Source organism: Enterobacteriaceae endosymbiont of Donacia semicuprea (assembly GCF_012570535.1).
In the GTDB taxonomy this organism is placed as follows: Bacteria; Pseudomonadota; Gammaproteobacteria; order Enterobacterales; family Enterobacteriaceae.
Genome location: NZ_CP046210.1, coordinates 154,484 through 169,761, shown reverse-complemented (window position 1 = coordinate 169,761; position 15,278 = coordinate 154,484). Strand labels below are relative to the sequence as shown.

Genomic DNA, 15,278 nt, shown 5'->3' with positions numbered 1-15,278 from the left:
ATTTTATACATAAGGTTTATAAAAATTTAATTTTATGAAAAATATTCGTAATTTTTCAATTATTGCTCATATTGATCATGGTAAATCAACATTATCAGATAGATTAATAGAAATATGTGGTGGATTATCCAAAAGAGAAATGACATCTCAAGTTTTAGATAGTATGATTTTAGAAAAAGAAAGAGGTATTACGATAAAAGCACAAAGTGTTTCTTTAAGTTATAAAACAAAGAATAATAATTTATATAAATTAAATTTTATTGATACACCTGGACATGTAGATTTTTCTTATGAAGTTTCTAGATCTTTGTCAGCATGTGAAGGTGCTTTATTATTAATAGATGCTACTCAAGGAATAGAAGCACAAACTTTATCTAATTGTAATACTGCTTTTAAAATGGGATTAAAAGTTTTACCTGTAATTAATAAAATTGATTTATTAACTGCAAATATTGAAAAAACAAAAAAAGAAATAAGAGAAATTATAGGTATTAAATCTCAAAAAATTTTAAAATGTTCAGCTAAAACTGGATTAGGAGTTAAAAAAATAATAGAAAATTTAATTAAGATTATTCCTCCCCCTAAAGGAAATATCAATGCATTATTACAAGCTCTAATTATAGATTCATGGTTTGATAATTATTTAGGAGTAGTTGGATTAATTTGTATTAAAAATGGACAAATTTATAAAGGAATGAAAATAGTAATAATGAATACAAAAAAAAAATACTTTGTAGATAAAATTGGTATTTTTACACCTAAAAAAATAGAATTAGATAATTTAAAATGTGGTGAAGTTGGTTGGATAGTATTAGGTATAAAAAATATAAATGATGTTCCTGTTGGAGCCACAATAACATCATATACAAAACCTGCTACTTTTATATTAAAAGGTTTTAAAAAAAGCATACCTAAAGTTTTTGCTGGTTTATTTCCAATTATATCTAATGAATATCAAATATTTAGTAATGCATTAAAAAAATTAAGTTTAAATGATTCTTCTTTATTTTTTGAACCAGAAAATTCTGATATATTAGGTTTTGGATTTAGATGTGGTTTTTTAGGTTTATTACATATGGAAATTGTACAACAACGTTTACTAAAAGAATATAATATAGATATTATTATGACTACACCTACAGTAAAATATCAAATAAAAACAATAAATAAAAAAATTTTGTATGTAGATAATCCATCAAAATTTCCTTTATTCCATTTAATAAAAGAAATAAAAGAACCTATTTTAAAATGTAAAATTTTATCTCCTATAAAATATATAGGTAAAATTATTAAATTATGCATTTCAAAAAATGGAATACAAGTAGATATAATATATCATGATAATAATGTAATTTTAATTTATGAAATACCTATGATTGAAGTTATTATAAATTTTTTTGATCAATTAAAATCTATTACAAAAGGATATGCATCTTTAGATTATAATTTTATAAAATTTAAAAAATCTGATTTAGTTTGTATGGATATACTCATTAATAAAAAACGTGTTGATGCAATGACAACAATTATATATAAAGATAAAATATATTCTTATGGTCGTATATTGGTGGAAAAATTAAAAAAATTAATACCTAGACAACAATTTAATATTATTATTCAAGCTACAATTGGAAAAAAAATTATTTCTAGTACTACTATTAAACAATTACGTAAAAATGTTATTGCTAAATGTTATGGTGGCGATATTAGTAGAAAAAAAAAATTAATTCAAAAACAAAAAGAAGGGAAAAAACGTATGAAAAATTTTGGAAATGTTTTATTACCATCTTCAGTTTTTTTAGCTATATTAAAAATAACAAAATAATTTATGTAAAATATAAATAATATGAATAAGATTAATATAAAAATATTTTTTTTAAGTATTTTATTGTTAGGTTTTATATATTTATTTTATAATATAAATATATTAAAAAATTTTTATTTATATAAAAATATTAAAAATTTATATAAATATATGAAAAAAAAAAATTGGATAAAACAAATAAAATTTTCATTTTTTACAATATTATTCATTTTTATAATACGTTTATTTATATATGAACCTTTTTATATACTTTCTGATTCCATGATGCCTACTTTACTATCAGGTGATTTAATTTTAGTAAATAAATTTATTTATGGTATTAAAAATCCTTTAAATAATAAATATATTATTAAAAATAAATTTCCAAAAAGAGGAGATATCGTTGTTTTTAAATTTCCCAAAAATGTTAAAACAAAATATATTAAAAGAATTATTGGATTACCAGGTGATTTTATTTTTTATGATCAAAAAAATAAACAAATTATATTATATTCTAAAAAACATATAAAAAAAAATATTATTAAATATAATAATCTTCAAAAAAGTAATTTTTTTCATATTTTTATTAAAGATAGAAAAAAATTTTATGATTTTAAAAAAAATTTAATAAAACATCATTATTTTGGTAAATTAAGATTTTTTCAATATACAGAAAATATAAATAAATTGTCACATAAAATTTTATTTTTACCAGAAATACAAAATGAATTTTTAAAAATTTATAAACAAAAAAATTTTCCAAAATATACTTGGTTAGTTCCTAATCAATGCTATTTTGTTATGGGAGATAATCGTGATAAAAGTTATGACAGTAGATATTGGGGCTTTGTTAATAAAAAATATTTATTAGGAAAAGCTATTTTTATTTGGTTTAGTATTGGAAAAAATACAAATACAAAATTTATTAAAATTAGATTTAATCGAATACATAAAATTAATTAGTTTTAAAATATATTACTTATTTTATATAATATATTTTAGATTAAAAATACAATTATATGAATTTTATTATGATTAGTCAATTACAACAAAAATTAGGTTATATTTTTAATCATCAAGATTTATTATATCAAGCTTTAACACATAGAAGTGCAAGTAGTAAACATAACGAAAGATTAGAATTTTTAGGAGATTCTATTTTAAGTTATATAATTGCTAAAGCCTTATATAATAAATTTCCTGATGTAAATGAAGGTAATATGAGTCGCATGCGTGCTACTTTAGTTAGAGGAAATACTTTAGCTAATATAGCAAGAGAATTTAAATTAAGTGAATATTTATTTTTAGGTCCTGGTGAATTTAAGAATGGAGGATATAATAGAGAATCTATTCTTGCAGATACTATGGAAGCTTTAATAGGTAGTATTTGTTTAGATAGTAATATAAAAATAGTAGAAAAAATAATATTAATTTGGTATCAATTAAGGTTAGAAAAAATATTACCTGGTAATAATCAAAAAGATCCTAAAACTAGATTACAAGAATATTTGCAACAATCACATCTTCCATTACCTCATTATTTTGTTTTACAAATTAATGGAGAAGTACATAATCAAAAATTTATAATACAATGTAAAATTAGTGGAATATCCACAATTTTTACAGGAAAAGGTTCAAGTCGTCGTAAAGCAGAACAATCTGCTGCAGAACAAGCTTTGAAAAAATTAGGTATTTAATTTAATAATTTATTTATTTTAATAAAAGGTAATTTATGTGAAAATAATTTCTTCGTATTATGGTAAAATTTTAATTTTAGGAAGATCTAATGTAGGAAAATCTACTTTAATAAATATATTAATAGGTAAAAAAATTTCTATTATTTCTCATAAAATTAATACTACAAATTTTAATATAGTAGGAATATATAATAATAATTCTTATCAAATAGAATATATTGATACTCCAGGTAATATATTTTATAATAAAAAAATTTTTAATTTATTAATAGATAATAAATTTGATTTTATTTTATTTGTTTTAGATAGAAATAAATGGAATCATATAGAAAAAAAAATTTTAGAAATTTTAAATAAAATTAATATTCCAATAATATTAATTATTAATAAAGTTGATAAAATTAAAAATAAAAGTATTTTATTACCATATATTAATTCTATTAAAAAAAAAATAAAATTTATTTTTTTATTTATAATTTCAGCTAAATATAAATTATATACTAATGTTATTAATAATTTTATTTGTAAAAATTTACCTAAAAAAAAACATCGTTATCCTAAAAATTATATTACAAATCAAACAAAAGAAATTCTTATTAAAGAAATTATAAGAGAAAATATTATAAAATATATTCATAAAGAATTACCTTACTTAATAAATATTAAAATAAATAATATTCAAAAAGTAAAAATAAAAAAAAATGAAATAAAAATATTATTTTTAGTAAAAAATTTAAATCAAAAAAAAATAATAATAGGTAAAAAGGCAAAAAAATTAAAATTAATTAAACATCAATCTGAACAAAATATAAAAAAATTTTTTAAAAAACAAATAAATTTAAAAATATGGGTACAAATTAAATAATTTGTAAAAATTAATTATGAATATAATTGGTATTGGTATAGATTTAGTAGAAATTAATAGAATTAAAAAAACATTTAAGTATTTTGGAAAACGTTTTATATATAGAATATTAACTAAATATGAATTATCTATTTATAAAAAAAATGAAGATAAAAAAATTAAAATTTTATCAAAATATTTCTCTGTTAAAGAAGCAGCGGTAAAAGCTCTTAATACTGGTTTTACTAATGGAATATTTTTTAATCAAATAGAACTTTTACATTATAAAAATGGTAAACCAAAATTAAAATTTTATAATCAAGCTTTAAAAATTTTAAAAAATATAACTAATAATTATTATATTCACGTTTCATTATCTAATGAAATTAATTATACTTGTGCAATAGTTATAATTGAAAAATTATAAAATTCTATATAATATGTTTTTTAATTATATTATATGCTTTATGTATATTTTGCGTTTTAATTTTTGCTATTTCTAATTGTTTTAATGTATAACCTTTAGAAATTAATTTATCTGGATGATATTTACTGATTAATTTATGATATGCTCTTTTAATGGTTAAAAGATCATCATTATATTTAATTCCTAATAATTTATATGCTTGATCTAAATCAGATTTATCATTATTTGTATAATAATGATTATTATCATAATTAAAATTATTATTTTTTGTTTTTTCTTGAAATTGATAATAATTTTTATGAAAAAATAAATCTTTTTCATTAATATATTTATTTTTATATTTTAATTTATTAACTATTATCATAATTTGATATAAAGATATTTTTAATTCTTGAAATATAATAAATAATATTTTTCTAGTTTTTGGATTTAAATATTTATTAATAAAAGATAATTCAAGTTGTATTTCTAAAAATTTATTTATTAAATAAGTATCTTTATAAATTAAAAAATTTAATTGATTTAATTTATAAATTAAAGGATAATTTTTTTTTTTACCACTTATAAATGATTTATGAACAAAAATAATATCTTTATTATCTAATTTCATTTTTTTTATTAATTTTGTTGTCATAATTATATCATTGGTACTAACAAAACCTTTTGATTTACTTATATACCCCATTATTTCAAAAGTAATTTGAAAAAATATTTTTTTTATATTATAAATATCATAATTTTTTTTAAAATAAAATTTATATATTTTATTAATTACATAACTAATTAATATAATTATTATTATATTTATTAAATTATGAACAATATTAGAATTAACTACGAGAATTATCAAAAATAATAATAATTTTAACCAAAAAAACATATAAACCTCAATAAATATATTTAAACTATAATTTAATATAATAAATTATTAGTTTATAAATATCTAAAATTTAATATATTATTAAATAATAAATATTGAATAAATTTAAAATAAAATTATTATAACTAATACAAAATATATTTTTTATATAGGATATAAAATGATAATTAGAAAAATAATATTTATTATAACAATAACATATTGTATATTTAATACATCCAGATGTATATCTACATCAATAGAAAATATTGATGGTATTGGATTTATTATAAATAATGAAATGGTTTCTAAAAAAAATATTTATGATATTTTAAATATATTTAATTATATTCATAATAATGAAAATAAATTATTAAATTCAATACTAGATATTAATAATGTTGAAGATTTAATTAAAAATAATCTTTTTTTACAAATTATAAAAAATAATAATTTTTATATTTCTAAAAACAACTTAAATAATTTTATTTCAGAAATATATCAACAAAATAATATTAATGAGAATCTTTTAAAAAAGAAATTTATAAAAAATCATATTGATTATAAAACATATCTGAGTTTTATGAGAAAAAGTCTCTTAATTTATATGTTTAAAAATATTTTAATAAAAAATACAATAAATATTTTTGATGAAGAAATTAATTCTTTAAGTAATCAATTATACTTAAAATCTAAATTTCATAGAAAATATAATATTACTTTATTTTATTTAACAGTGAATAAATCAAAATCATTATTAAAAAATGATTTTAATTATAAATTAAAATTAATATCTAAATTATTAAATATATTAAAAAATAATAAATTAAATAATCATATTCAAAATATTGAAAGTAATTTATTTATTTCTAATGCAAAAATAAAAAAAATAACTTTAAAAGGTATGGAAGATGAATTACCATTAATTTTAATTAATTATTTAGATAAATCAAAAAAAGGAAATATAATAGGGCCAATATATTTATATTCCAAAATTTTTATTTTAAAAATAAATAATGTTGTATTAATAAATAATATTAATAATAAAAAAGTATTATTACGTTTTATATATATAAATAAATATAATTTTAATAAAAAAAATATTAGAAAAAAAATAGATTATATCTATTTAAATCTTTTAAAAAAAAAAATTACTTTTAAAAAAGCAATGAAATTATTGTTAGAAAATAAAAAAATAATTAAATTTAAAGAAGATATTATTTGGATTCCACTAAATTCTTTTTATATAAATTTTCAAAAAATTATAGGAAAATTAAAAATAAATCAATTTAGCTTACCTATTAAAAAATATGATGGATATTATATAATTCAATTATTAAATGAACAAAATAATCAAAAAACAAAAATTTTTTTTCAACAACAAGCTTATGATATTATTTTAAAACAAAATTTTGAAAAAGAATCTAATTTTTTTATTTATGAATATGCTAAAACAATATATATTAAAAATTTCATAAAATAATAAAAAAATAATATTGTAATATTATATATTAATAAATATATATAAAATATGTAAATTTTTTTTTAAAAAGATAATTTTTTATATATAAAAAATAATTTTATGAAAATCTTTCTTAAGAAGAATTATGGACAACATTTATTAATTAATAAAAATATTATTAAAAATATTATTTTTTTAATTAATCCAAAATATCATCATAATATGGTTGAAATAGGTCCAGGATTAGGTTCATTAACCATACCTATGGTTAATTATAATAAAAATCTTTCAGTTATTGAAATTGATAAAAATTTAATTAATATTTTAAAAAAAAATAAAATTTTAATAAATGCAAATGTAAATTTTATTCTAAATAATGTTTTAAATTTTAATTTTTTAAATTTAATAAAAAAGTTTAAAAAAAGGATACGTATATTCGGAAGTTTGCCGTATAATATTTCTACTAAAATAATATTTTATTTATTTAAATATTTAAGTAATATTAAAGATATTAATTTTATCATGCAAAAAGAAGTAGTAGATTGTTTAATTGCTCAACCTGGAGGAAGAAATTATGGTCGTTTAAGTATAATTACACAATTATTTTTTAAAATAAAATCTTTAATAAAAATTAATCCAAGTTCTTTTTTTCCAAAACCTAAAATAATTTCTAATATGATATATATGAGACCATATAATAATAATCCTTATAATTTAAATAATATTTTTTTTTTAAAAAAAATTATTAAACAAACTTTTAGTATGAGAAGAAAAATATTACGTAATAGTTTAATAAATTTATTTTCTATAGAAGAATTAAATTTTTTAGGTATTGACTATAAAATTCGTGCTGAAGATGTTTCAATATCAGAATATTGTCAATTAGCTCATTGGTTAGAATTAAAAAATAAAAGGTTATAAACTTATGAAATCGTTATTATCTCAAGTTTATATAAAATCACATAGTATTTATATAAAATCACAATCTATACCTATAGTTAATCGTTATGTTTTTGCTTATACAATTACAATACATAATTTAGGTAAAAAAATATTACAATTAATTAGTCGTTATTGGACCATTACTAATGGTAATGGTCAAAAAACTCAAATATATGGAGAAGGAGTAATAGGTAAAAAACCATATATTAGACCAGGAAATGATTTTCATTATACTAGTGGAGCAATTTTAGAAACTCCAATCGGGATAATGCAGGGACATTATATTATGATAGATGAAAAAAATAATGTTTATCATGTAGATATTCCTATTTTTCGTTTAGCAATTAAAACTTACATTCATTAACATATAAAAAATGACTACTTATCTTATTGGAGATATTCATGGATACTATAATGAATTCATTTCCTTATTAAAAAAAATTCATTTTAATTGTAAAAAAGATCAATTATGGGTTACAGGGGATCTTATTGCAAGAGGACCAGATTCTATAAAAGTATTATGTTACTTGTATTCTATTAAAGATTCTGTAAAATTAGTTTTAGGAAACCATGATTTATATTTAATATCATTAGTTTTAAATTATAATATTAATAATAATCTTAATAAAATTAATGATCCACAAATTTTACAATTATTAAAAAATGAAAAAATTATATTTATTGTAAATTATTGGTTAAAATATCAACCATTAATACAATATAATAAAAAAAAAAAAATTTTAATGTCTCATGCTGGCATAACACCACAATGGAATAATATAAAAGAAATAATATCTTTTGCTTATGAAGCAAATAATATTATTTCTAGCAAAAATAATAAAATATTTCTTGATTATATAAATAATGAAAATTATCAGGTTAATGATTGGAAAAAAAATACACTAATGGGATTTGAACGTTTTAATTTTATTGTAAATTCATTAACAAAAATGAGATATTGTTATCCAAATGGTACATTAGAAATGTTTACTAAAAAAGCTCCTAATGATATTCTATCTAAAATATTAAAACCTTGGTTTTGGATACCTAATATCTTATATAAAAAATATACAATATTTTTTGGACATTGGTCTGATTTACAAGGAGGAAAATATACACCTAAAAATATTATAGGATTAGATACTGGCTGTTGTTGGGGGAAAAAATTAACAATTTATTCATGGGAAAAAAAACAATTTTTTAGTAAAATTTGTAAAATTTAAAATGTATATATTATTACCAATAAGTAAATATTTATTACGTTTATTTAAAAATAAATTTATTAATAATAGAGTAATTTTTGCTGGAAACATGCAAGATACAATACCAATTTATTTAAATACGTTAAGAAGTTTTGTAAATACCCATAGGTATGATTACTATATATGGTTAAAAAACATAATAAATAATAATATTTATTATGGTATAATGAAAAAAAATAAATATAAAAAATATAATTTTGATGTTCTTATATTTTTTTGGTTAAAAAATAAAAAAGAATCTATTTTTATATTAAAAAATATAATATCTTTTCTCACTTTTAAAAGTGATATCTATATTATAGGAGCAAATAATAGTGGTATAAAAAATCTTAAAAATATAAAAGAATTAAAAATGATTTATTTTGAAAAAATTATTAATGCAAGAAAACATATTATATTTCATGCAAATCTTAAAAAAAAAGTATATTTTAATATAAAAGATTATTGGAAATATTATTATTATAAAAATTTTAAAATATATAATTTACCCGGTATTTTTGGAGATGATAAATTTGATAATGGTAGTAAATTTTTAATTTCTACTATTATTAATTATTTAAATATTAAAGGAGAAATATTAGATTTAGGATGTGGTTCTGGAATTATTTCTACTATATTAAGTAATAATATGAAAAAAAATAAAAAAAAATTTGTATTATATTCAACCGATATTGATATAAAAGCAATTATTTCAACAAAAAAAACATTAAATATAAATTCATTAGAAAATAATAATGTATTTCCAAGTAATGTTTATTCTAAAATTAATAAAAAATTTGATTTTATTATATCAAATCCTCCTATTCATAATGATTTAAATTATTCATTTAAATTTATTTATCAAATGATAAAAAAATTTAAAAAAAAAACAAAATATAATGGAAAATTATTATTTGTAATGAATAATTTTATATCATGTTCTAAAATTTTTAAAAAATTTTTAATTAAATTTAATATTTTATCTAAAAATAAAAATTTTTCTGTTTATAGTATAAAAAATAAATAATAAGTTTAAAAAATAAGGAAGTAATTATTAAAATAAAATTAATACAAAAAATTTTTATATTAAAAAATAAATAAGGGTTAAAAAATAATAATATATTTACTAATAATATTTTTTATATATAATAAATATTTATTTTAAATAAAAAATTTTCATTTATTAAAATATTTAAATTAAATAATTTAAATTAAAAAATATAATTAAAATTAAATTAATAAATAAAGAACTAATAAAAAAACTTATTATAAATAATAATATTAAAATGTTATAATAAAATATAAAAAAAATTGTATATTTATATTTTAAATATGATTTATATAATATTCACTATATCAATATATAATTTTATAGATATAATTTTAATTATTTATTACTAAAATAATTTTTTTTTATAAAATATTTTATATTAATCATTTATTTTTTAAAAAAATTTGATAATTAAAATCATCTAATTTTTATTTATTTTAATAAAATTATATATATAAAAAATTTATATATAAAATAACATATATAATTATGTTATATCAAATATAATTTAAGAGGAAAATATGATATTAGTTACTAAAAAAGCTCCTGATTTTAATGCTCCTGCTGTTCTTCCTGATGGTACAATAGTTGATAATTTTAATTTATATAAATATTCAAAAAATACAATAACTATAATATTTTTTTGGCCTTTAGATTTTACATTTGTTTGTCCTACAGAAATTATAACATTTAATAAATATTATAATCATTTTAAAAAAAGAAATGTAAAAATTTTAGGTATTTCATGTGATTCACAATTTGTACATTATGCTTGGAGAAATACTCCAATTAATCAAGGAGGAATTGGAAATATTAAATTTATAATGATATCTGATATTAAAAAAAATATACAAAAATCTTATGGAATTGAACATCCTGAATTAAGTATAGCATTAAGAGCTTTATTTCTAATAGATAAAAAAGGAATAGTAAGACATCAATTAATAAATGATCTACCATTTGGTAGAAATATAAATGAAGTTATTAGAATGATTGATGCTGTAGAACATAATGAAAAATATGGTGATGTTTGTCCTGCACAATGGGAAAAAGGGAAAAAAAGTATAAATCCCACTTCTAAAGGGATTATAAATTATTTATCTAATAATATAAACGAATTATATTAATTTTTTTTTTAAAAAATATCAATACATTGTGCACGATAACGTAAAAAATGATCCATTAAAATTATAGCCACCATTGCTTCACCAATAGGAACAGCTCTAATTCCGACACAAGGATCATGACGTCCTTGTGTAATACAAGATGTTTCTTGTCCTAAATAATTAATTGTTTTTCCTGGAATAGAAATACTAGAAGTAGGTTTTACTACGAAATTTATAATAATATTTTGTCCTGTACTAATTCCTCCTAATATTCCTCCTGAATTATTACTTTGGAACCCATTTAATCTTATTTCATCCCTATATTTACTTCCTAATTTATTGATAGAATTAAATCCATTTCCTATTTCTATTCCTTTAACAGCATTAATACTCATTATAGCGTGTGCTATATCTGCATCTAATTTATCAAATACTGGTTCTCCTAATCCTACTGGTACATTTTCAACAACTATAGTAATTTTTGCTCCAATAGAATCACCATTTTTTTTTAAATTATTTATCATATCTTGTAAAGATTTTATTTGATATTTATTAGGACAAAAAAAAGGATTTTTATTTACTTCTTCCCAATTATCAAAATTACAAACTATATTACCTATTTGAGATAAATATCCTTGAATTTTTAGATTAAATTTCATTAATAAATATTTTTTAGCAATAGCTCCTGCTGCAACACGCATAGTTGTTTCTCTAGCCGAAGAACGGCCACCACCTCTATAATCTCTAATTCCGTATTTTTTTTCATAAGTATAATCAGCATGTCCGGGACGAAAAATATTTTTTAAATTATCATAATCTTTAGATCTAATATCCATATTATTAATTATTAAACCAATACTAGTTCCTGTTGTTAAACCATTAAATATTCCGGATAAAATTTTTATTTTATCTATTTCTTTACGAGGTGACGTATATTTTGATAATCCTGGTTTTCTTCTATCTAAATCTTTTTGTAAATCTTTTGTTTTTAAAGGTATTTTTGGAGGAACTCCATCTATTATACATCCTAAAGATGTTCCATGAGATTCACCAAAAGTTGTAACTTTAAATAATTGTCCAATACTATTTCCAGCCATAAAAAAATTCCTTAATTTTTAAAATTATATAAAAAATTTATATACTAAATATTTTGGATTTTAAATATACCTATACCTCCATTTTTTAAATGAAGCCATTGAAAACATTTTTCTGGATATTTTTCTATTATATCTACCATTTTATCTCCTACTTCACAAATTAAGATACCATCTTTCTTAAGATAAGAAAATGATTGAGATATTATTTTTTCAATAATTTCTATACCATTATTATTTGAAATCAAACTTATTTTAGGTTCATATGAATATTCTTTTGGTAAAAAATTTATATCTTTTTTATCTACATATGGCGGATTAGTGATAATTAAATCATAAGTTGATTTTTCTAATTTTTCAAATAAATTACTACAAATAGGAGTAATTTTATTTTCTAATCCATGTAATTGAATATTATATTCTGCTACATTAATTGCATCTACAGAAATATCTACTGCGTCTATATATGCATCAGGGAATAAATATGAACAGGCAATTGCAATACAACCACTTCCAGTACATAAATCTAAGATATTTTTAGGTTTTTTATAAGGAAAAATAATAGATTTAAATTTATTATTAATTAATTCAGAAATTGGAGATCTTGGTATTAATACTCTATTATCAATATATAATTCATGTCCACAAAACCAAGTTTTTTTAGTTAAATATACTACGGGAATTTTTTTTTTTATACGTTTTAATACTAATTTAAAAATTAATTTACGTTCTTTAAGAGTTAATTTAGCTTTATAAACTTTTTTCCATAAATAAGGGGGTAAATCTAAAAAAGAGAAAACTAAATGTAATGCTTCGTCCCATGGATTATCATTACCATGACCATACCATAAATTAGACATGTTAAAACAACTTGTTATCCAACGTATTATATCTTGAATAGATAATAGTTCATGTATAATTTTTTTATCAAGAAGATCATTTAATTTTATTACCATATAATATATCCTATATATAAAATAACATTAAAATAATTTTAATAGAAAAATATATTTTATGATATAAATAAAAAATTTTTTACTCCTCTGACTGGATTCGAACCAGTGACACACGGATTAACAGTCCGTCGTTCTACCAACTGAACTACAGAGGATTTGTATAGTATGGTATTATATTTAATATTTATGTGTCAAGAAAATTATATTATAAAATATATTTAGATTAAATTTTTTAATTTATACAATATTTTATTTAAAAAATTTTATAAGAAATTAATTTTAAAAAATTAATTTATTTATTTAAAATTATATATTTTTTAATTGTTGAAAATATATTTCATATATTTTACTTATATTTGTACCTACATCATTTTGCCATGTACCTTTTTTAATTATTTCATTATTTGGATATAACATATTATTATTAATCATATTTTTTGGTAGTAATTTTTGAGCTTCTAGATTAGGAGTAGAATACCCTGTTATTATAGCTATTTGAGCAGCAATATCTGGTCTTAATAAAAAATTAATTAATTTTAAAGCTCCTTCAACATTTTTTGCATTAGTAGGTATTACAAAACTATCCATCCAAAAAATACCTCCTTCTTTAGGCCAAATAAATTTTAAAGGAATACCTAATTTTTTTACAGAATAAGCAGCACCATTCCATATCATACCTATATTTACTGATTCATCCATAAAAGGATAACCAGGATTATCCGAATTAAATAAAATAACATTTTTCATTAATTTTTTTAATTCTATAAAAGCTTTTTTAATATATTTTAAATTTTTAGTATTTCCAGGATAACCTAATTTTATTAAAGCAATTTGAAATACTTCTTTTGCATCATCTATTAATGAAATAGATTTATAATATTTTTTATCCCATAAATCAGACCAACTATTTATATATTTAGGATTTATTTTATTTGTATTAACTCCTATGGCTGTTGCACCCCATACATATGGAATGGAATATTCATTATTTAAATCAAATGATTTATTTAAAAATTTATTATCTAAATTAGAAAAATTAGTTAATTTTTTTTTTTCTATTTTTTGTATCATACCTTCATTTTTCATTTTAGAAACAAAATATGTAGAAGGAACAATTAAATCATATGATTGTTTTTTATAAGTTTTTAATTTTGTATACATGCTTTCATTAGAATCATATGTAGAATAAATAACTTTAATACCAGTTTCTTTTGTAAATTTCTTTAAAATTTTATCTGGAACATATTCAGTCCAATTATAAAAAAAAATAGTTTCTTGATGAGATTTATAATTACTTAAATATTTTTTTGTTATTGGTAGTAATATTAATATAAAAATAATACAAATTAATCTAAAAAATAAAAACATTATCTTAAACCTTATAATTTAAAGTTATATTTATATTTTTATAGCTATAGCTTCTATTTTAATTTCAATATTTTTAGGTAATTTAAATACTTCTAAACATATTTTTGTAAGGTAATTTATAGTATTTTTTAAAAAATAATTTTGATAAATAATATTTATTTTATCATAATTATCTAAATTTTTTAAAAATATTATAGTTTTAATTATATTTTTTATAAAAAATTTAATTTTTTTAAGTATATATTTTATATTTTTTAAAACTTGAAAATTTTTTTTATTAATACCTAATGGGATGATATCATTAATTAGATTTATAAAAATTTTCCCAGAAATAAAAAAAATATTTTTAAGTAAAATTTCTTGTGAATATGTGTCTAAAGAAATTGGGTATTTTTTAGTAAAAATAATCTTTTTCATAATAAATAAT

16 protein-coding genes and 1 tRNA gene are annotated in these 15,278 nt (G+C 17.7%); 11 read left to right on the top strand and 6 right to left on the bottom strand.

What is annotated here, in order from left to right:
* Positions 1-34 precede the first annotated feature (34 nt).
* The 5 genes from lepA to acpS are packed head-to-tail and all read left to right on the top strand — an operon-like array spanning position 35 to position 4,772.
* On the top strand, positions 35-1,825 hold the full coding sequence (gene lepA / locus GJT91_RS00825) for a translation elongation factor 4 (protein WP_168868371.1): 1,791 nt from the start codon (positions 35-37) through the stop codon (positions 1,823-1,825).
* A 21-nt stretch (positions 1,826-1,846) separates the two neighbouring features.
* Positions 1,847-2,767, top strand: a complete 921-nt coding sequence (lepB, locus tag GJT91_RS00820; protein ID WP_168868370.1) for a signal peptidase I — start codon at positions 1,847-1,849, stop codon at positions 2,765-2,767.
* A 56-nt stretch (positions 2,768-2,823) separates the two neighbouring features.
* Positions 2,824-3,501, top strand: a complete 678-nt coding sequence (gene rnc, locus GJT91_RS00815; protein WP_168868369.1) for a ribonuclease III — start codon at positions 2,824-2,826, stop codon at positions 3,499-3,501.
* Positions 3,502-3,538: 37 nt separating this feature from the next.
* Positions 3,539-4,366 (top strand): GTPase Era, encoded by an 828-nt coding sequence (gene era, locus GJT91_RS00810; RefSeq protein ID WP_168868368.1) that lies wholly within the window; start codon positions 3,539-3,541, stop codon positions 4,364-4,366.
* A 16-nt stretch (positions 4,367-4,382) separates the two neighbouring features.
* Entirely contained in the window at positions 4,383-4,772 is a 390-nt protein-coding gene (gene acpS / locus GJT91_RS00805) for a holo-ACP synthase (RefSeq protein ID WP_168868367.1), read from the top strand.
* A 4-nt stretch (positions 4,773-4,776) separates the two neighbouring features.
* Here the strand turns inward: acpS and djlA are convergent, their stop codons facing one another.
* Positions 4,777-5,652 (bottom strand): co-chaperone DjlA, encoded by an 876-nt coding sequence (gene djlA / locus GJT91_RS00800; RefSeq protein ID WP_168868366.1) that lies wholly within the window; start codon positions 5,650-5,652, stop codon positions 4,777-4,779.
* Positions 5,653-5,812: 160 nt separating this feature from the next.
* Between djlA and GJT91_RS00795 the strand changes: the two genes are divergently transcribed.
* From GJT91_RS00795 to GJT91_RS00770, 6 genes are all read left to right on the top strand, one after another.
* Complete coding sequence (locus GJT91_RS00795; protein WP_168868365.1) at positions 5,813-7,114, top strand: peptidylprolyl isomerase; 1,302 nt, start codon at positions 5,813-5,815, stop codon at positions 7,112-7,114.
* Positions 7,115-7,213: 99 nt separating this feature from the next.
* On the top strand, positions 7,214-8,014 hold the full coding sequence (gene rsmA / locus GJT91_RS00790; protein WP_168868364.1) for a 16S rRNA (adenine(1518)-N(6)/adenine(1519)-N(6))-dimethyltransferase RsmA: 801 nt from the start codon (positions 7,214-7,216) through the stop codon (positions 8,012-8,014).
* A 4-nt stretch (positions 8,015-8,018) separates the two neighbouring features.
* Entirely contained in the window at positions 8,019-8,399 is a 381-nt protein-coding gene (gene apaG / locus GJT91_RS00785; RefSeq protein ID WP_168868363.1) for a Co2+/Mg2+ efflux protein ApaG, read from the top strand.
* Between the two features lie 10 nt (positions 8,400-8,409).
* Positions 8,410-9,258, top strand: coding sequence for a bis(5'-nucleosyl)-tetraphosphatase (symmetrical) ApaH (apaH, locus tag GJT91_RS00780; protein WP_168868362.1), 849 nt, complete (start codon positions 8,410-8,412; stop codon positions 9,256-9,258).
* 1 nt (position 9,259) lies between these two features.
* A complete protein-coding gene (locus tag GJT91_RS00775; protein ID WP_168868361.1) occupies positions 9,260-10,303 on the top strand; it encodes a methyltransferase in 1,044 nt (347 codons plus the stop codon).
* Between the two features lie 545 nt (positions 10,304-10,848).
* Positions 10,849-11,454, top strand: coding sequence for a redoxin domain-containing protein (locus GJT91_RS00770; RefSeq protein ID WP_168868360.1), 606 nt, complete (start codon positions 10,849-10,851; stop codon positions 11,452-11,454).
* Positions 11,455-11,462: 8 nt separating this feature from the next.
* Here GJT91_RS00770 and aroC read toward each other — a convergent pair whose 3' ends face one another.
* From aroC to GJT91_RS00745, 5 genes are all read right to left on the bottom strand, one after another.
* Positions 11,463-12,530, bottom strand: a complete 1,068-nt coding sequence (gene aroC, locus GJT91_RS00765) for a chorismate synthase (protein WP_168868359.1) — start codon at positions 12,528-12,530, stop codon at positions 11,463-11,465.
* Between the two features lie 44 nt (positions 12,531-12,574).
* Positions 12,575-13,483: a 50S ribosomal protein L3 N(5)-glutamine methyltransferase gene (gene prmB / locus GJT91_RS00760; protein ID WP_168868358.1), complete on the bottom strand. Its 909-nt coding sequence runs from the start codon at positions 13,481-13,483 to the stop codon at positions 12,575-12,577.
* A gap of 82 nt (positions 13,484-13,565) precedes the next feature.
* Positions 13,566-13,638, bottom strand: a tRNA-Asn gene (locus tag GJT91_RS00755).
* 151 nt (positions 13,639-13,789) lie between these two features.
* Entirely contained in the window at positions 13,790-14,851 is a 1,062-nt protein-coding gene (locus GJT91_RS00750) for an extracellular solute-binding protein (protein ID WP_168868357.1), read from the bottom strand.
* A gap of 30 nt (positions 14,852-14,881) precedes the next feature.
* On the bottom strand, positions 14,882-15,278 hold a 397-nt coding region (locus GJT91_RS00745; protein ID WP_211080616.1), incomplete at its 5' end, for a Rid family hydrolase.